This window comes from Variovorax sp. P4_B11 (genome assembly GCF_056402355.1).
This window is the reverse complement of the sequence record NZ_JBFUHO010000010.1, coordinates 138510-155157: the sequence shown is the minus strand read 5'-3', so window position 1 is coordinate 155157 and position 16648 is coordinate 138510. Positions and strand designations below refer to the sequence as shown.

16 protein-coding genes are annotated in these 16648 nt (G+C 67.1%); 14 read left to right on the top strand and 2 right to left on the bottom strand.

What is annotated here, in order from left to right; translation table 11 throughout:
- The 8 genes from AC1DYD_RS12720 to AC1DYD_RS12685 all read left to right on the top strand — a co-directional run.
- On the top strand, window positions 1-417 hold a 417-nt coding region (locus AC1DYD_RS12720), incomplete at its 5' end, for an NAD(P)(+) transhydrogenase (Re/Si-specific) subunit beta (protein ID WP_478173094.1).
- Between the two features lie 116 nt (window positions 418-533).
- Window positions 534-2213, top strand: a complete 1680-nt coding sequence (locus AC1DYD_RS12715; protein ID WP_478173093.1) for a long-chain-fatty-acid--CoA ligase — start codon at window positions 534-536, stop codon at window positions 2211-2213.
- 53 nt (window positions 2214-2266) lie between these two features.
- A complete protein-coding gene (locus AC1DYD_RS12710; RefSeq protein WP_478173092.1) occupies window positions 2267-3274 on the top strand; it encodes an ABC transporter permease subunit in 1008 nt (335 codons plus the stop codon).
- A complete protein-coding gene (locus AC1DYD_RS12705) occupies window positions 3274-4167 on the top strand; it encodes an ABC transporter permease subunit (protein ID WP_478173091.1) in 894 nt (297 codons plus the stop codon). Before AC1DYD_RS12710 ends, AC1DYD_RS12705 begins: the two co-directional genes overlap by 1 nt.
- Window positions 4168-4297: 130 nt before the next feature.
- A complete protein-coding gene (locus tag AC1DYD_RS12700; RefSeq protein ID WP_478173101.1) occupies window positions 4298-5317 on the top strand; it encodes an ABC transporter ATP-binding protein in 1020 nt (339 codons plus the stop codon).
- Window positions 5314-6315, top strand: a complete 1002-nt coding sequence (locus AC1DYD_RS12695) for a dipeptide ABC transporter ATP-binding protein (RefSeq protein WP_478173090.1) — start codon at window positions 5314-5316, stop codon at window positions 6313-6315. The genes AC1DYD_RS12700 and AC1DYD_RS12695 overlap by 4 nt, the downstream gene beginning before the upstream one ends.
- Window positions 6316-6329: 14 nt before the next feature.
- On the top strand, window positions 6330-7952 hold the full coding sequence (locus tag AC1DYD_RS12690) for an ABC transporter substrate-binding protein (protein WP_478173089.1): 1623 nt from the start codon (window positions 6330-6332) through the stop codon (window positions 7950-7952).
- A complete protein-coding gene (locus tag AC1DYD_RS12685) occupies window positions 7949-8707 on the top strand; it encodes a 5'-methylthioadenosine/adenosylhomocysteine nucleosidase (RefSeq protein ID WP_478173088.1) in 759 nt (252 codons plus the stop codon). The genes AC1DYD_RS12690 and AC1DYD_RS12685 overlap by 4 nt, the downstream gene beginning before the upstream one ends.
- 195 nt (window positions 8708-8902) lie before the next feature.
- Here AC1DYD_RS12685 and corA read toward each other — a convergent pair whose 3' ends face one another.
- On the bottom strand, window positions 8903-9889 hold the full coding sequence (gene corA / locus AC1DYD_RS12680) for a magnesium/cobalt transporter CorA (protein ID WP_478173087.1): 987 nt from the start codon (window positions 9887-9889) through the stop codon (window positions 8903-8905).
- Between the two features lie 208 nt (window positions 9890-10097).
- On the opposite strand from corA, the gene AC1DYD_RS12675 reads away from it, so the two are divergent.
- The 5 genes from AC1DYD_RS12675 to AC1DYD_RS12655 all read left to right on the top strand — a co-directional run bounded on the left by AC1DYD_RS12675 (window position 10098) and on the right by AC1DYD_RS12655 (window position 15495).
- Entirely contained in the window at window positions 10098-12218 is a 2121-nt protein-coding gene (locus tag AC1DYD_RS12675) for an ATP-dependent helicase (protein WP_478173086.1), read from the top strand.
- A gap of 346 nt (window positions 12219-12564) precedes the next feature.
- A complete protein-coding gene (gene hpf, locus AC1DYD_RS12670) occupies window positions 12565-12894 on the top strand; it encodes a ribosome hibernation-promoting factor, HPF/YfiA family (protein ID WP_093381418.1) in 330 nt (109 codons plus the stop codon).
- Between the two features lie 90 nt (window positions 12895-12984).
- Window positions 12985-13452: a PTS sugar transporter subunit IIA gene (locus AC1DYD_RS12665; protein WP_088958292.1), complete on the top strand. Its 468-nt coding sequence runs from the start codon at window positions 12985-12987 to the stop codon at window positions 13450-13452.
- Window positions 13453-13480: 28 nt separating this feature from the next.
- Window positions 13481-14440, top strand: coding sequence for an HPr(Ser) kinase/phosphatase (gene hprK / locus AC1DYD_RS12660; RefSeq protein WP_478173085.1), 960 nt, complete (start codon window positions 13481-13483; stop codon window positions 14438-14440).
- 140 nt (window positions 14441-14580) lie between these two features.
- On the top strand, window positions 14581-15495 hold the full coding sequence (locus tag AC1DYD_RS12655; RefSeq protein ID WP_478173084.1) for a CPBP family intramembrane glutamic endopeptidase: 915 nt from the start codon (window positions 14581-14583) through the stop codon (window positions 15493-15495).
- 2 nt (window positions 15496-15497) lie between these two features.
- Here the strand turns inward: AC1DYD_RS12655 and fur are convergent, their stop codons facing one another.
- Complete coding sequence (gene fur, locus AC1DYD_RS12650) at window positions 15498-15917, bottom strand: ferric iron uptake transcriptional regulator (RefSeq protein WP_478173083.1); 420 nt, start codon at window positions 15915-15917, stop codon at window positions 15498-15500.
- An 87-nt stretch (window positions 15918-16004) separates the two neighbouring features.
- On the opposite strand from fur, the gene AC1DYD_RS12645 reads away from it, so the two are divergent.
- Window positions 16005-16568 (top strand): outer membrane protein assembly factor BamE, encoded by a 564-nt coding sequence (locus tag AC1DYD_RS12645; protein WP_478173082.1) that lies wholly within the window; start codon window positions 16005-16007, stop codon window positions 16566-16568.
- Window positions 16569-16648: the final 80 nt, after the last annotated feature.

Here is a 16648-nt window from a genome sequence, read left to right as displayed (position 1 = left end):
GCGGTGAAGGAGCTCGCGGCCAAGCTCACCGAGCACGGCGTGACGGTGAAGTACGCGATCCATCCGGTGGCCGGGCGCATGCCGGGCCACATGAACGTGCTCTTGGCCGAGGCCGAGGTGCCCTACGACCAGGTGTTCGAGATGGAGGACATCAACGGCGAGTTCGGCCAGGCCGACGTGGCGATCATCCTGGGAGCCAACGACGTGGTGAACCCGGCGGCGCTGCAGAAGGGCACGCCGATCTACGGCATGCCGATCCTGGAGGCCTACAAGGCCAAAACCGTGATCGTGAACAAGCGCAGCATGGCCGCGGGCTACGCCGGCCTGGACAACGAGCTGTTCTACATGGACAAGACCCTGATGGTCTTCGGCGACGCCAAGAAGGTCGTCGAGGACATGGCCAAGGCGATCGAGTAGCGTTCGGCGCCCGCACCAAGACCACGGGCCGCGCAGTGTCGCGGCCCGTGCCGCATCCGAACGTCAAGTTACGATGGCGGTAGATTTCCCCAAAAGATTCGCTCTGGAGACACACAGTGATTGATCGCCCCTGGCTCGGCAGCTATCCGCAAGGCGTGCCCGCCGACATCGATGCCTCGCGCTACACCTCCCTGGTGGCGCTGATGGAAGAAAGCTTCACCAAGTACGCCGACCGCACCGCCTACAGCTTCATGGGCAAGGACCTGAGCTACGCCGAGGTCGACCGCCAGAGCCGCGCTTTCGCCTGCTACCTGCAGGGGCTGGGCCTCGCGAAGGGCGACCGGGTCGCGATCATGATGCCGAACTGCCCGCAGTACCCGATCTCGGTGGCCGGTGCGCTGCGCGCCGGGATGATCGTGGTCAACGTCAATCCGCTCTACACGCCGCGCGAACTCGAGCACCAGCTGAAGGATTCGGGCGCGACCGCGATCGTGCTGATGGAGAACTTCGGCACCACGCTGCAGCAGTGCCTGGCCGCCACGCCGGTCAAGCACATCGTGCTGGCCTCGATGGGCGACCGGCTCGGCTTCCTGAAGGGCGCGCTGGTCAACTACGTGGTGCGCAGCGTCAAGAAGATGGTGCCGGCCTACAGCCTGCCGGGCGCGGTGCGCTTCAACGACGCACTCGACAAGGGCGCCACGCGCACGCTGCAGGCGCCGAAGGTCGGCCCCGACGATGTCGCGCTGCTGCAGTACACGGGCGGCACCACGGGCGTCTCGAAGGGCGCCGTGCTGTTGAATCGCAACGTGATCGCCAACGTGCTCCAGTCCGAGGCCTGGAACGATCCGGTCATGCAGAAGGTGCCGGCCGGCGAGCAGCCGACCAGCGTCTGCGCATTGCCGCTGTACCACATCTTCGCCTTCACGGTGAACATGATGCTCAGCATGCGCACCGGCGGGAAGCTGATCCTGATCCCGAATCCGCGCGACATCGCCGCTGTCCTGAAGGAACTGTCGAAGCACACCTTCCACAGCTTCCCGGCCGTCAACACGCTGTTCAACGGGCTGGCGAATCACCCGGACTTCAACACCGTCAACTGGAAGAACCTCAAGGTCTCGGTCGGCGGCGGCATGGCGGTGCAGGGCGCGGTGGCCAAGCTCTGGCTCGAGAAAACCGGCTGCCCGATCTGCGAAGGCTACGGCCTGTCGGAGACCTCGCCGTCGGTCACCTGCAATCCGACCACCAGCACGGCCTACACCGGGACCATCGGCGTTCCCTTGCCGAGCACCGAGGTCAAGCTGCTCGACGACGACGGCCGCGAGGTGCCGCTGGGCGCCGCGGGCGAGCTCGCGGTCCGGGGGCCGCAGGTCATGGCCGGCTACTGGCAGCGGCCCGACGAGACCGCCAAGGTCATGACACCCGACGGCTACTTCAAGACCGGCGACATCGCGGTCGCCGACGAGCGCGGCTACTTCAAGATCGTGGACCGCAAGAAGGACATGATCGTGGTCTCGGGCTTCAATGTGTATCCGAACGAGATCGAGGACGTGGTCGCGCAGATGCCCGGGGTGCTCGAATGCGCGGCCGTGGGCATCGCCGACGAGAAGACCGGCGAGGGCGTGAAGCTGGTGATCGTCAAGAAGAACCCCGAGCTCACCGAGGCCGAGGTGCGGGCCCACTGCCGCGCCAACCTGACCGGCTACAAGCAGCCGCGGGTGATCGAGTTCCGCACCGACCTGCCCAAGACGCCGGTGGGCAAGATCCTGCGCCGCGAACTGCGCGACGCCAAGAAGTAGTTAGGGTTCGGCCGGGGACCATAGCCGGCATCGCTCTTGCATATTGATGACGAATGTTAAAGTTCGTCATAACTCGCGCGAGCCTGCTCGTGCCGACCTTCATCGGCATGACGCTGCTCGCCTTCTTCCTGATCCGGCTGGTGCCGGGCGACCCGATCGAGACGCTGGCCGGCGAGCGCGGCATCGACCCGGTGCGCCACGCGGCCCTGCTCAAGGACTACGGGCTCGACAAGCCGCTTTTCACGCAGTACGGCATCTACATCGGCCGGGTCCTGCATGGCGATCTCGGCAAGTCGGTGATCACGCAGGAGCCCGTGATGAGCGAGTTCCTGGCGCTGTTCCCGGCCACGGTCGAGCTGGCGCTGTGCGCGATCCTGTTCGCGCTGCTGCTCGGCATCCCGGCCGGCATCCTGGCGGCGGTCAAGCGCAATTCGTTCTTCGACCATGGCGTGATGGCGACCTCGCTGACCGGCTACTCGATGCCGATCTTCTGGTGGGGTCTGCTGTTGATCCTGTTCTTCTCGGTGCAACTCGGCTGGACGCCGGTCTCGGGCCGGATCTCGGTGCAGTATTTCATCGAGCCGGTCACCGGCTTCCTGCTGGTCGATACGCTGCTGTCCGACGAGAAGGGTGCCTTCGTCTCGGCCCTGCAGCACCTGATCCTGCCGGCCGTGGTGCTCGGCACCAACACCCTGGCCGTGATTGCGCGCATGACGCGCTCGGCCATGCTCGAGGTGCTCGGCGAGGATTACATCCGCACCGCGCGCGCCAAGGGCCTGGCGCCGCTGCGCGTGGTCGGCGTGCATGCGCTGCGCAACGCGCTGATCCCGGTGGTCACGGTGATCGGGCTGCAGGTCGGCGTGCTGTTCACCGGCGCCATCCTGACCGAGACCATCTTCTCCTGGCCCGGCGTCGGCAAATGGCTGATCGAGGCCATCGGCCGGCGCGACTATCCGGTGCTGCAGGGCGGCATGCTGTTGCTCGGCGTGATCGTGATGACGGTCAACGTGCTGGTCGACGTGGCCTACGGTTTGATCAACCCCCGCATCCGGCAGTCCTGATGAACACCGCAGCGATTCCAGCAAACAGCGCGCCGCCCGGCCCCTGGCGCGAGTTCTGGGGCTCGTTCTCGGCCAACCGCGGCGCGGTGATCGGCCTTGGCGTGATCGTCGCTCTGCTGCTGGTGGCGCTGTTCGCGCCGTGGCTGGCGCCGCACGCGCCGAACCAGACCGACAGCACGGCCTTCCTGCGGCCGCCGGCGTGGCAGGAGGGCGGCTCGGTGGCGCACCTGCTGGGTACCGATGCGATCGGCCGCGACATCCTCTCGCGGCTCATGTTCGGCGCCCGGCTGTCGTTGTCGATCGGCGTCGCGGTGGTGGCGATCTCCGCGGCGGTCGGCATCGCGCTGGGCCTGATCGCAGGCTTCGCCCGCGGCGTGCTCGAGATCACGATCATGCGGCTGATGGACGTGGTGCTTACGCTGCCGAGCCTGCTGCTGGCGATCGTGATCGTCGCGATCCTCGGCCCGGGCCTGATCAATGCGATGCTGGCCGTGGCGGTCGTGGTGCTGCCGCACTACGTGCGCATCACGCGTGCGGCGGTGATCTCCGAGGTCTCGCGCGACTATGTCACGGCGGCGCGCGTGAGCGGCGCCGGCACGCTGCGGCTGATGTTCCGCGAGGTGCTGCCCAACTGCGCGGCGCCGCTGATCGTGCAGGCTTCGCTGGGCGTGTCGACAGCCATCCTTGACGCCGCGGCGCTGGGCTTTCTCGGCCTCGGCGCGCAGCCGCCCTCCCCCGAGTGGGGCACCATGCTGGCCGATGCCCGCGAGTTCGTGCTGCGGGCCTGGTGGGTCGTGACCTTCCCGGGCCTCGCGATCCTCGCGGCGGTGCTCGCGTTCAACCTGCTGGGCGACGGGCTGCGCGATGCGCTCGATCCCAAGTTGAAAAGATGAACTTCATGATCCAAGCGCTCGAACGTGCGTCTGTTCCGGAGCTGCCGCGGAACCGGCTTTGCCGGGCCGCTGGCAGCGCCCCCTCGAGGGGGGAGGCGGCTACGCGAAGCGAGCAAGCAACGGGGGTGGGCTGATGCTCCTCGATATCCGCGACCTTCATGTGGAATTCCCGACGCAGGGCGGCACGCTGCACGCGGTCGACGGCGTCAGCCTTCGGCTGGAGCAGGGCGAGGTGCTCGGCATTGTCGGCGAGTCGGGCTCGGGCAAGAGCGTCACGATGATGGCGCTGATGGGCCTGATCGGCTGGCCCGGGCGGGTGCGCGCCCAGCACCTGCGCTTCGATGGCCACGACCTGCTCGGCATCAGCGACCGGGCGCGGCGCGGGCTGGTCGGCAAGGACGTGGCGATGATCTTCCAGGAGCCGACCACCAGCCTGAATCCCTGCTTCACGATCGGCTGGCAGCTGATGGAGACGCTGCGCCTGCACCTCCATCTGGACAAGCGCGAAGCGAGGAAGCGGGCCACCGAGCTGCTCGAGCAGGTCGGCATCCCGGCCGCGTCGTCGCGCCTCGGGAGCTATCCGCACCAGCTTTCGGGCGGCATGAACCAGCGCGTGATGATCGCGATGGCGATCGCCTGCAATCCGAAGCTGCTGATCGCCGACGAGCCCACCACCGCGCTCGACGTCACGATCCAGGCCCAGATCCTCGACCTGTTGCGAAGCCTGCAGAAGGAGCGCGGCATGGGCCTGGTGCTGATCACGCACAACATGGGCGTGGTCAGCGAAATGGCGCAGCGCGTGGCCGTGATGTATGCGGGCCAGGTGATGGAGGAGCGCGGCGTGGCCGAGCTGTTCGCGGCGCCGCAGCACCCGTACACCGCGGCACTGCTGGCGGCGCTGCCGGAGCGCGCAGCCGGCGAAGCGCGGCTCGCGACCATCGCGGGCGTGGTGCCCGGCGTTCATGACCGACCCGGCGGCTGCCTGTTCGCGCCGCGCTGCGATTACGCGACGGAACATTCGCGCGCGGTGCGGCCCGAGCTGCGCGACTGGATGGGCGGCCAGGTTCGCTGCCACTATGCGCTCGGCGATCCGCAGCGCGGCGCGGCGCTGGCGCGCGACGGCGCGCGCATCGCGGAGTTCGTGCGATGACGGAGATCGTGGTCGAAGCCCAGGACCTGCAGCGCGTGTACGCGGTGCGCCGCGGCCTGTTCCGTGCCCCGGCGCACCTGCAGGCGGTCGGCAATATCTCGTTTCGCATCGAGCGCGGCCGCACGCTCGCGGTGGTGGGCGAATCCGGCTGCGGCAAGTCCACGCTGGCGCGCATGGTCGCGCTGATCGAGAAGCCGACCGCGGGCTCGCTCCAACTGGTGGGCCACGACGCCATCGATCCGCCGCACGAGCGCCGGCGCGAGCTGCGCCAGGCGGTGCAGCTGGTGTTCCAGAACCCCTACGGCTCGCTCAATCCGCGCAAGAAGATTTCCGCTGTGCTGGAAGACCCGCTCGCGATCAACACCCAGCTCGGCAAGACCGAGCGCGCGTCGAAGGCGCGCGACATGCTGGCCCGCGTCGGCCTGCGGCCCGAATACGCCAACCGCTACCCGCACATGTTCTCGGGCGGCCAGCGCCAGCGCATCGCGATCGCACGCGCGCTGATGCTCGACCCTCGACTGCTCGTAGCCGACGAGCCGGTGTCGGCGCTCGACGTCTCGATCCAGGCCCAGGTGCTGAACCTGCTGGCCGATCTGCAGGCCGAACTGGGCCTGTCCTATCTCTTCATCTCGCACGACCTCGGCGTCGTGCGCCACATCGCGCACGAGGTCCTCGTGATGTATCTGGGCCATGCGGTCGAACAGGGTCCCAAGGCGCGCATCTTCGCGCGGCCGCTGCACCCGTACACGCAGGCGCTGCTGGCCTCGACGCCGGGGCTGGCGGCCGAACGCATCGTGCTCAAGGGCGAGCTGCCTTCGCCGCTCGCACCGCCGCCGGGCTGTGTCTTCAACACGCGCTGCGCGCATGCGACCGAGCGCTGCCGCAGCGAGCGGCCATTGCCGCGGCTGCTCGATGAGCGCAGGGTGGCCTGCCATCACGCCGAGAAATTCCTGCCAGCCGATGTTTCCCCGTCCGCGTCCGCGCGGTCTCAACCTTGAAGGAGTCCAACGACATGCCCACCACGTCCCCTCTCTCGCGCCGCCTCCGAACGGCCGCGTTGCTGGCACCGGCCGCGATCGCGCTGGCCTGCGGCGCCGCGTCGGCCAAGACGCTGGTCTTTTGCTCCGAGGGCAGTCCCGAGAACTTCTATGCCGCGGTGAACACCACCGGCACTTCGTTCGATGTCACCACCCAGGTCTACAACAACCTGGTCGAGTTCGAGCGCGGCGGCACCAAGGTCGTGCCCGGCCTGGCCGAGAGCTGGACCATCTCGCCAGACGGCACCGAGTACACATTCAAGCTGCGCCGCGGCGTCAAGTGGCACGACACGGCCAAGGGCTTCAAGCCGACGCGCGACTTCAACGCCGACGACGTCGTCTTCATGATGGAGCGGCAGTGGAAGGAGAACGATCCGTTCTTCAAGGTCACGAGCGTGAATCACTCCTACTTCAACGACATGGGCATGCCCAAGCTGCTGAAGTCGATCGACCGCGTCGACGACTACACCGTGAAATTCGTGCTGAACAAGCCCGAGGCGCCGTTCCTGGCCAACCTGGCGATGCCCTACGCCGGCATCCAGTCGAAGGAATACGCGATCGCGATGCTCAAGGCCGGCACGCCCGAGAAGATCGACCAGGACCCGATCGGCACCGGTCCCTTCTACCTCGTGCAGTACCAGAAGGATGCGATCGTGCGCTTCAAGGCCTTCCCGCAGTACTGGGGTGGCAAGGCCAAGATCGACGACCTGATCTTCGCGATCACGCCCGATGCCTCGGTGCGCTGGGCCAAGCTGCAGAAGGGCGAATGCCACGTGATGCCGTATCCGAATCCGGCCGACCTCGACGCGATCCGCAAGGACCCGAACGTGCAGGTGCTCGAGCAGGCCGGCCTCAACGTCGGCTACCTGGCCTACAACACGCAGAAGAAGCCCTTCGACGACGTGCGCGTGCGCCGCGCGCTCAACATGGCGATCAACAAGAAGGCGATCATCGACGGCGTCTACCTGACGACCGGCGTCGCGGCCAAGAACCCGATCCCGCCGACCATGTGGTCCTACAACGACGCGATCAAGGACGACCCCTACGATCCCGAGGCCGCCAAGAAGCTGCTGGCGCAGGCCGGCTACCCCGACGGCTTCACGACCGACCTGTGGGCGATGCCGGTGCAGCGGCCCTACAACCCGAACGCCAAGCGCATCGCCGAGCTGATGCAGGCCGACCTGGCCAAGGTCGGCGTCAAGGCCGAGATCAAGACCTTCGAGTGGGGCGAGTACAGGAAGCGCATGCAGGCCGGCGAGCACCAGATGGGCATGCTCGGATGGACCGGCGACAACGGCGACCCGGACAACTTCATGTACACGCTGCTGGGCTGCGCCTCGGCGCAGTCGAACGGCAGCAACGTCGCCAAGTTCTGCTACCAGCCCTACGAGGAACTGGTCGTGAAGGCCAAGAACGTGCCGAAGCAGGCCGAGCGCGAGGCGCTCTACAAGAAGGCCCAGGTGGTCTTCAAGGAGCAGGCGCCGTGGTTCACGATCGCGCATGCGGTGCAGCTCAAGCCGGTGCGCAAGGAAGTGGTCGACTTCAAGCTGAGCCCCTTCGGCCGCCACACCTTCTACGGGGTGGATATCAAGCAATGACGATCGCCATCGTCGCCGCGATGCATGAAGAGCTCGGCGCGTTGCTCGCGCAGATGCCCGACGAGCAGCGCGTGCGCGTGGCGGGGCGCGACTTCTGGGTCGGCCACCTGCACGGCCAGCCGGTGGTCGCGGTGCTGTCGCGCATCGGCAAGGTGGCGGCGGCGCTCACGGCCACGGTGCTGCTGGAGCGCTTCGGTGTGCGGGCGATCGTCTTCACCGGCGTCGCCGGCGGGCTGGCACCGGGGGTGCAGGTGGGCGACGTGGTGGTCGCCACCAAGCTGTTGCAGCACGACCTCGACGCCTCGCCGATCTTCCCGAAGTACGAGGTGCCGCTCACCGGCCATGCGCGCTTCGCGGCCGACACCGCCATCAGCGATGCGCTCGCCGCCGTGGCCGCCGGCCTGCTGGGCGACCCGGTCGCGCTGCTGGGCCAGAAGGTGGTCGAGGATTTCGGGCTGGCCGCGCCGGCGGTGCACCGCGGCCTGCTGGTGAGCGGCGACCGCTTCGTCTCGACCGCCGCCGAAAGCGCCGAGCTGCGCAGCGCGCTGCCCGACGCGCTGGCGGTCGAGATGGAGGGCGCCGCGGTGGCCCAGGTCTGCCACGACTACGGCGTGCCTTTCGCCGCGGTGCGCACCATCTCCGACCGCGCCGACGACGAGGCGCACGGCGACTTCACGCGTTTCGTCTCGGTGGTCGCGAGCCGCTACAGCCTGGCGCTGATCGATGGGTGGCTGGCGACCCTGCCGCCGCAATAAGAACCAGGCCCGCCCAGGCCAATGTGTTCGGGGGCACCCGCGGAACCGGCTCTGCCGGGCCGCTGGGTGCGCCCCTCGAGGGGCTGAGGGCCGCGGCTCCAAGCCTGCCTGCGCAGGCTTGGACGTGCCCGAAGAGCAGCCGCCTCTGGCGGCCGCCCGAAGGCGGCTACACGAAGTGAGCAAGCAACGGGGTGGTCACTTCAACCAGCCGCGGCGGCGGAAGTACCACATCGGCACCAGGGCGCTGGCGATCATCAGCACGACCGCATAGGCGTAGCCGTAGGTCAGATCGAGTTCGGGCATGAACTTGAAGTTCATGCCGTAGACGCTGGCGATCAAGGTCGGCGGCAGCAGCGCCACGCTGGCCACAGAAAAGATCTTGATGGTCTTGTTCTGGTTGATGTTGATGAAACCGACGGTCGCATCCATCAGGAAGTTGATCTTGTCGAACAGGAAGGCCGTGTGGTTGTCGAGCGATTCGATGTCGCGAAGAATCTGCCGCGCTTCCTCGAACTGCTCGGCGTTCAGCATCCGGCTGCGCATCATGAAGCTGACCGCGCGGCGGGTGTCCATCACGTTGCGGCGGATGCGCCCGTTCAGGTCCTCCTGGCGCGCGATCAGGCCCAGCACCTCGCCGGCCAGCTCGTCGCTGACGTTGCCCGACAGCACCTTCTTGCCGGCGATCTCGAGCTCGTCGTAGATGTTCTCGAGCGTGTCGGCCGAATACTCGGCGTCGGCGTCGAACAGCTTCAGCAGGACTTCCTTGGCGTCCTCGATCAGCCCGGGGGCGCGCCGGGCGCGCATGCGCAGCAGGCGGAACACCGGCACGTCCTCGTCGTGGATCGAGAACAGCACGCCGCGGCTGCGCAACTCGGTGTTGTGCTGGTTCAGGATGAAAGCCACGCGCACCGAGCGTGGGTTCTCGTCGTCGGCGATCAGGAAGTCGCTGCGGACGTGGAGCTCGCCGTTGTCTTCCTCGTAGAAGCGCGCCGACTCCTCGATGTCCTCGTCCATCGCGTCTTCCGGGATCGACAGGCCGTAGTACTGCTTGATCCAGCGCTTTTCCTCGACCGTGGGCGATTCGAGGTCGACCCAGATCGGCTGGAACTTGGAAAGCTCTTCCAGGGCCTCGATCTCTTCCTGGACGAGGCGGCCGTTGGCAAGCGTGAAGATGTTGAGCATGGCTCATTCCCTTGAAATGTCTGGCGGTTGGGCGAGGGATGGGGCGCTTTCAATTCCCTCGCAACGGCGCGTCAGAAGGGAAGTGAAAGCTGCCGAGACGGATCGATTTCCATGCGCGAGTCTCCGGTTGCAGCGAGGCGCGATTATGTCATTCGGCCCTTGGCGCCGCCGGCCCCGGGCTGGACAGACATCCAGTACAGTTGCATCGATGCAGCGCGTTGCGACACCCACATCCCCCGGCGCCGGGACCCAGGCCGAGCGGCTGGCGGACGCGCTCGCGAAGCTGAACGACGCGCAGCGCGCGGCGGTGCTGCATGGGGTCGACGCCGCCATCGATCCGGCGCAGCAGGACCCGCGTCCGCTGCTCGTGATCGCCGGCGCCGGTTCGGGCAAGACCAGCACCCTGGCGCACCGCGTGGCGCACCTGATCGCCGGCGGCGCCGACCCGCAGCGGATCCTGCTGCTGACCTTTTCGCGCCGGGCTGCGCAGGAGATGGAGCGCCGTGCCGGCCAGGTGCTGGTGCGCGTGCTCGGCCTGGCCTCGCAGACGCCGCCGGCCTTGCCCTGGGCCGGCACCTTCCACGGAATCGGCGCGCGGCTCTTGCGCGAGTACGCGGCGCAGATCGGCTTGAGCGAGAGCTTCACGATCCACGACCGCGGCGATGCCGAGGACCTCATGGGACTGGTGCGACACGATCTCGGCCTGTCCGCCACCACGCGGCGCTTTCCGCAGAAGGGCACCTGCCTGTCGATCTATTCGCGCACGGTCAACACCTGCGCGCCGCTGGGCGAGTTGCTGAAAGATGCGTTCCCGTGGTGCGCCGAATGGGAAGCCGAGCTCAAGCGGCTGTTCGGCGCCTATGTCGAGGCCAAGCAGCAGCAGCAAGTGCTCGACTACGACGACCTGCTGCTGTACTGGTCGGCGATGGTCGCCGAGCCCGCGCTGGCGGAGCAGGTCGGCGCCCGCTTCGACCACGTGCTGGTCGACGAATACCAGGACACCAACCTGCTGCAGGCGGCCATCCTGCGCGCCCTGAAACCGGATGGCCGCGGCCTGACCGTGGTCGGCGACGACGCCCAGTCGATCTATTCGTTCCGCGGCGCCACGGTGCGCAACATCCTCGATTTCCCGCAACAGTTCGGCCTTCCTGCGCGCATCGTCACGCTGGAGCGCAACTATCGCTCGACGCAGCCGATCCTCGATGTCTCCAACGCGCTGATCGCGGGTGCCGCCGAACGGCACGCCAAGACCCTCTGGACCGACAAGCCCTCGGTCGGCCAGCCGCAGCTGGTGCTGGTGCCCGACGAAGCCCAGCAGGCGCGCTGGGTGGCCGACCGGGTGCTGGCCCACCGCGAAGGCGGGCTGGCGCTGAAATCGCAGGCGGTGCTGTTCCGCACCTCGAGCCACAGCGCCGCCCTCGAGCTCGAACTGGCGCGGCGAAACATTCCGTTCGTCAAGTACGGCGGCCTCAAGTTCCTCGAGGCCGCGCACGTCAAGGACCTGCTCGCGGTGCTGCGCTTCGCCCAGAACCCGCGCGGCCGCATGGCCGGCTTCCGCGTCACGCAGATGATTCCGGGGATCGGCCCGGTCACGTCCACGCGCCTGCTCGACGCCATGGCCGAGGCCGATGATCCGGGCGCGGTGGTGCAGGCTTTCGTGCCGCCCTCGGCGGCCCAGGCCGAATGGACGCGTTTCGCCGGCATCTACGCGGCGCTGCGGGCGCCGGCGCTGGCCTGGCCCGCCGACATGGAGCTCGCGCTCGCGTGGTACCTCCCGCACCTCGAGCGGCTGCACGACGATGCCGCGGTGCGGCGCGGCGACATCGAGCAACTGGCCCGGCTGGCCGCCGGCTACGCTTCGCGCGAGCGTTTCCTGACCGAACTCACGCTGGACCCGCCCGAAGCCACCAGCGACCGGCCCGGCCCGCCGCTGCTCGACGAGGATTACCTGATCCTGTCGACCATCCACTCCGCCAAGGGACAGGAGTGGAACTCGGTCCACGTGCTGAACGTGGTCGATGGCTGCATCCCGGCCGACGTCGCGCAGGGGGCCCGAGAGCTCGAGGAGGAGCGCCGGCTGCTGTATGTCGCCATGACCCGCGCCCGCGACCACCTGCACCTGCTGGTACCGCAGCGCTTCTATGTCACGCAGCAGGCGGTGCGCGGCGACCGCCACCTGTACGCGGGCCGCACCCGCTTCATTCCGGCCGCCGACGCCCAGCGCTTCGAGCAGCTGACCTGGCCGCCGCCGCCCGAGCGCGCACCGCATGTGCCGCCGCCGGCCGCCACGATCGACCTGCTGAGCCGGATGCGGGCCGCCTGGCGCTGATTGGAGGCCCTTCGGTTCACGGGGTCGCATCGCGTGCGCTTGACCCTGGGTTTGCTTCCAGTAGGGCCGGCCTGCCCTATGGCTCGGCCCTTTGTTGCTATCAAACGCATAGCGCGTGGCGACCCGACCTTGATCTCGCGCAGACACCGGGCGGGAAGGGATTGCAATTCGATGACAGCATGGGCATAGTGACCCGAAGCCTCTCCTTTCCTTCTCTCCTTTCCTTCTCTCCTTCCCCTCTCTTCCCCCTCTCCCTTCCCTTCAGTCCCCTCTCGTTTTCCCGGCTACGCCTCTCCGCAAAAGGGGCGCGGCTATTTCCCCAACCGTCAATTCCAGGAGGTCATTCATGAATTTGACGATCAGCGGTCATCACCTCGACGTCACACCTGCTTTGCGCAACTACGTTACGAGCAAGCTGGACCGGATCACCCGGCATTTCGACCAGGTGGTCGATGTGAAGGTGATCCTCACGGTGGAAAAGCAAAAGGAAAAGGAACGCCGGCAAAGGGCGGAGTGCAATATCCACGTCAAGGGCAACGACATGTTCGCGGAGTCGAGCCACGCTGATCTCTATGCCGCCGTCGACGAACTGGTCGACAAGCTCGACCGCCAGGTCGTGCGCCACAAGGACCGCCTGCAGGATCACCACCACGCAGCACCCAAGCGCGTGATGTAGTTCCCCTGTTCGGGCAAATACTCTTGCGGGCCGCCTTCGGGTGGCCCTTTGCTTTTTTCGGGGTGGGTGCATAATCGCCCCCGCCCCAACATGAACCGACTCGCGTCCATCCTGCCGCCCGCTCAAGTGCTCGTGAGCGTCGACGCCACTAGCAAGAAGCGTGCTTTCGAAGAAGCAGGGCTGCTGTTCGAGAACCTGCACGGTCTCGGGCGCGCCCTGATCACCGACAGCCTGTTCGCTCGCGAGCGCCTGGGATCCACCGGCCTGGGCCATGGCGTGGCCATCCCCCACGGTCGCATCAAGGGTCTGAAGTCGCCGATGGCCGCGGTGTTCCAGCTGGCCAACCCGATCGGCTTCGACGCCCCGGACGAGCAGCCCGTGGTGCTGCTGATCTTCCTGCTGGTGCCGGAAGCTGCGACCCAGAAACATCTGGAGATCCTGTCTGAAATTGCCGAGCTGTTGAGCGACGCCAACCTGCGCGAGCAGATCAAGTCAAGCACGGATGCGGCGGCACTGCATGCTCTGATCGCCGGATGGCAATCCGCACAGGTGGCTTGAGCGCCTTCGGCGCCGGGCGGGTTCGGACATGAAGCCGACCGTCATCAGCGCCGACGCGATGTTCGAGGAATTCCGCGGCTCGCTGCGCTGGGAGTGGCTGGCCGGCCTCGGCGCCTCGGAGCGGCAGTTCGACCCCGATGTCATCAGCCGGGCCCAGTCGGCCGCCGACCTGGTCGGCTACCTCAACTACATCCATCCGTACCGCGTGCAGATCCTCGGCGCCCGAGAGGTCGCCTACCTGACGCGCGGCACGCTGCAGGATTGCGCCCGCCGCATCGCGCGCATCGTCACGCTGGAGCCGCCGATGCTGGTGCTGGCCGACGGCCAGCCGGCGCCCGACGAGCTGCTGTCGATCTGCGAGCGGGCCCAGCTGCCGCTGTTCGCCACCCGCGAATCCTCGGCCTTCGTGATCGACCTGCTGCGAGCCTACCTGTCGAAGCATTTCGCCGAGCGGACCTCGATGCACGGCGTGTTCATGGACATCCTGGGCCTGGGCGTGATGATCACGGGCGAGTCGGGGCTGGGCAAGAGCGAGCTCGGCCTGGAATTGATCTCGCGCGGTAACGGCCTGGTGGCCGACGACGCGGTCGATCTCTACCGCATCAACCAGACCACCCTCGAGGGCCGCTGCCCCGAGCTGCTGCAGAACCTGCTGGAGGTCCGCGGCATCGGCCTGCTCGACATCCGGGCGATCTTCGGCGAGACCGCGGTGCGCCGGAAGATGCGGCTCAAGCTGATCGTGCACCTGGTGCGGCGCGACAGCTTCGAGCGCGACTACGAGCGGATGCCGTCGGCGCCGCTGACGCAGGACGTGCTGGGCATCCCGGTGCGCAAGGTGATCATCCAGGTCGTGGCCGGCCGGAACATCGCCGTGCTGGTCGAGGCCGCGGTGCGCAATTCGATCCTGCAACTGCGCGGCATCGATACCTATGCGGATTTCGTGGCGCGCCACCACAAGGCGATGGAAAGCGCGCGCGAGGACGACTGAGCCTCCGCTTGGAGCGTCGAAGGCGCGGACAAGGCTGCGGATCGCGGCGGAAATTTCGTATTTGCATCCGGGTTTGACGGCCGTGCCCGGCGCTGGGACGGGCGTCGCTTACCTTGCGGGCTTTTCCTAGAGGGGAGTCCATGCGCACTGCGCTCGCAACCACAGAAGCCGTCTCGACGTCCGCCGCGCCGGCGGCCACCGGCGACGCCATCCGCGGCTATCGCCGCCCAATTCACTTCTTCGCCTTGGCAACGGCCATTCCCTGGGCCTTGTGGTTCGCGGCCGCCTGGCTGAGCCACCTGACACCCGCCAGCCGCCCGCTGGCCGCGGCAGTCGGCGTACTCGGCGTGGCAGGGCTGTTCGTGCCGGCCGTGGTCGCTTTCCGACTCATCTGGCCGCATCCGGCGCTGCGCGCCGACCTGCGGCGGCGGCTGATCGGCATCCGCGGGGCGCGGCCTGTCTATTTGTTCCTGGCCTGCTTCCTGATGCTCGGGAGCATCCTGCTCGCGCAGGCCATTTCGCTGCTGTTCGGCTACAGCGGGAAGCAGTTCGAATTGGCAGGCGGGACCTCGTTCTCTGCCGGCATCTTTCCCGGCTGGTTCCTGCTCTTTCTCGCGCCGCTGGCCGAGGAACTGGCCTGGCACTCCTACGGCACCGACAGCCTGCGGCAGCGCATGAGCCTGCTGGCGGCTTCGCTGCTGTTCGGGGTGTACTGGGCGTTCTGGCACCTGCCGCTGTCGTTCATCAAGGGCTACTACCACAGCAACGTCGCGGAACTGGGACTGCTGCACAGCCTGAACTTCATGGTCAGCATCATTCCGTTCGTGATCCTGATGAACTGGCTGTACTACAAGACGAATCGCAGCATCCTTGTCGCCGTGGTCTTTCACATCACTGCCGGCGTTTTCAACGAACTGTTCGCCACGCACCCTGACAGCAAGCTCATCCAGACCGCGCTGCTGTTTGCTCTGTGTGCGGTGCTGATCGCTCGCGATAAGCGCTTCTTCCTGCGGCGCGATCACCGGGCAGGCGCATCAGCCGGCGACAAAAAATAGAGTTAGCGCTTGCTTACGCAGTTGCCGCAGAGTCCGTACAGCGACATTGCGTGGTCTTGCAGGATCCAGCCCTTGTCCTTGGCGATCATTTGCTGGCGGCGCTCGATCTCGGCGTCGTAGAACTCCTCGACCTTGCCGCAGGAGGTGCACACCAGGTGGTCGTGGTGCTTGCCCTCGTTGAGCTCGTAGACCGCCTTGCCGCTCTCGAAATGGCTGCGCTCGAGGATGCCGGCCTGCTCGAACTGGGTCAGCACGCGGTACACGGTGGCCAGGCCGATGTCAGAGTGGTCGTTGAGCAGCACGCGGAAGACGTCTTCCGCCGTCATGTGCCTCTGGTTGCCGTTCTGGAAGATCTCGAGGATCTTCAGGCGCGGCAGCGTGGCCTTAAGGCCGGTGTTCTTGAGTTCGTCGATGTTGCCCATGGGTCGTTCCTCCGCCGGCCTGGCGGGAGAGGCCCGCCGGGGGCCAGCCGCTACAATGATTCGATCATATCGCCCAACCTTTTCCCCATGCTTGCCATTCCCCAACGCCGCCATTGGCTGCTGTTCGGCGCCGTCGCCGTGAGCTTGAGCCTGGGCGCCTGCAGCAGTGTCGGCGACAGCGCCCGCGGTGCACTGACTGCGGTCACCCCCTACAAGGTCGAGGTGGTGCAGGGCAATTTCGTGTCCAAGGAGCAGGTCGAGGCGCTCAAGCCCGGCATGTCGCGCCAGCAGGTGCGCGAAATCCTGGGCACCTCGCTCCTGGCCGACGTCTTCCACTCCAACCGCTGGGACTACGTGTTCACGATTCGGCGCCAGGGCGTCGAGGCCCAGCAACGCCGCCTGACCCTCTATTTCAACGGCGAGGCGCTCGAGCGCTTCGAAGGCGACCCGATGCCGAGCGAGGAAGAATTCGTCGCCCAGCTCGACACCCGCAAGCGCCGGGGCTCGGTGCCGCCGCTCGAGGCAACCGAAGACCAGCTCAAGAAGTTCGATCCGCCCAAGGAAAAACCGGCGGACAGCCAACCGGCCCCTGCAGAGCGGCCGCAGCCGCCGTTGCCGGCGGCCTACCCTCCGCTCGAATCGACGCGCTGAGCGGGCCCTTCGGCCGGAACCCCCGGCCCGCCCGCTCCTTTCCGTTTTCCCGCATTTCCAGAGGTTGAAACGCGTGACCG

What these genes read in the sequence shown, in the direction of transcription:
- AC1DYD_RS12710 (WP_478173092.1), top strand. Translation starts at nt 2,267, where the DNA reads ATGTTAAAGTTCGTCATAACTCGCGCGAGCCTGCTCGTGCCGACCTTC.
- AC1DYD_RS12705 (WP_478173091.1), top strand. Translation starts at nt 3,274, where the DNA reads ATGAACACCGCAGCGATTCCAGCAAACAGCGCGCCGCCCGGCCCCTGG.
- AC1DYD_RS12695 (WP_478173090.1), top strand. Translation starts at nt 5,314, where the DNA reads ATGACGGAGATCGTGGTCGAAGCCCAGGACCTGCAGCGCGTGTACGCG.
- AC1DYD_RS12690 (WP_478173089.1), top strand. Translation starts at nt 6,330, where the DNA reads ATGCCCACCACGTCCCCTCTCTCGCGCCGCCTCCGAACGGCCGCGTTG.
- AC1DYD_RS12685 (WP_478173088.1), top strand. Translation starts at nt 7,949, where the DNA reads ATGACGATCGCCATCGTCGCCGCGATGCATGAAGAGCTCGGCGCGTTG.
- corA (WP_478173087.1), bottom strand. Translation starts at nt 9,889, where the DNA reads ATGCTCAACATCTTCACGCTTGCCAACGGCCGCCTCGTCCAGGAAGAG.
- AC1DYD_RS12675 (WP_478173086.1), top strand. Translation starts at nt 10,098, where the DNA reads ATGCAGCGCGTTGCGACACCCACATCCCCCGGCGCCGGGACCCAGGCC.
- hpf (WP_093381418.1), top strand. Translation starts at nt 12,565, where the DNA reads ATGAATTTGACGATCAGCGGTCATCACCTCGACGTCACACCTGCTTTG.
- AC1DYD_RS12665 (WP_088958292.1), top strand. Translation starts at nt 12,985, where the DNA reads ATGAACCGACTCGCGTCCATCCTGCCGCCCGCTCAAGTGCTCGTGAGC.
- hprK (WP_478173085.1), top strand. Translation starts at nt 13,481, where the DNA reads ATGAAGCCGACCGTCATCAGCGCCGACGCGATGTTCGAGGAATTCCGC.
- AC1DYD_RS12655 (WP_478173084.1), top strand. Translation starts at nt 14,581, where the DNA reads ATGCGCACTGCGCTCGCAACCACAGAAGCCGTCTCGACGTCCGCCGCG.
- fur (WP_478173083.1), bottom strand. Translation starts at nt 15,917, where the DNA reads ATGGGCAACATCGACGAACTCAAGAACACCGGCCTTAAGGCCACGCTG.
- AC1DYD_RS12645 (WP_478173082.1), top strand. Translation starts at nt 16,005, where the DNA reads ATGCTTGCCATTCCCCAACGCCGCCATTGGCTGCTGTTCGGCGCCGTC.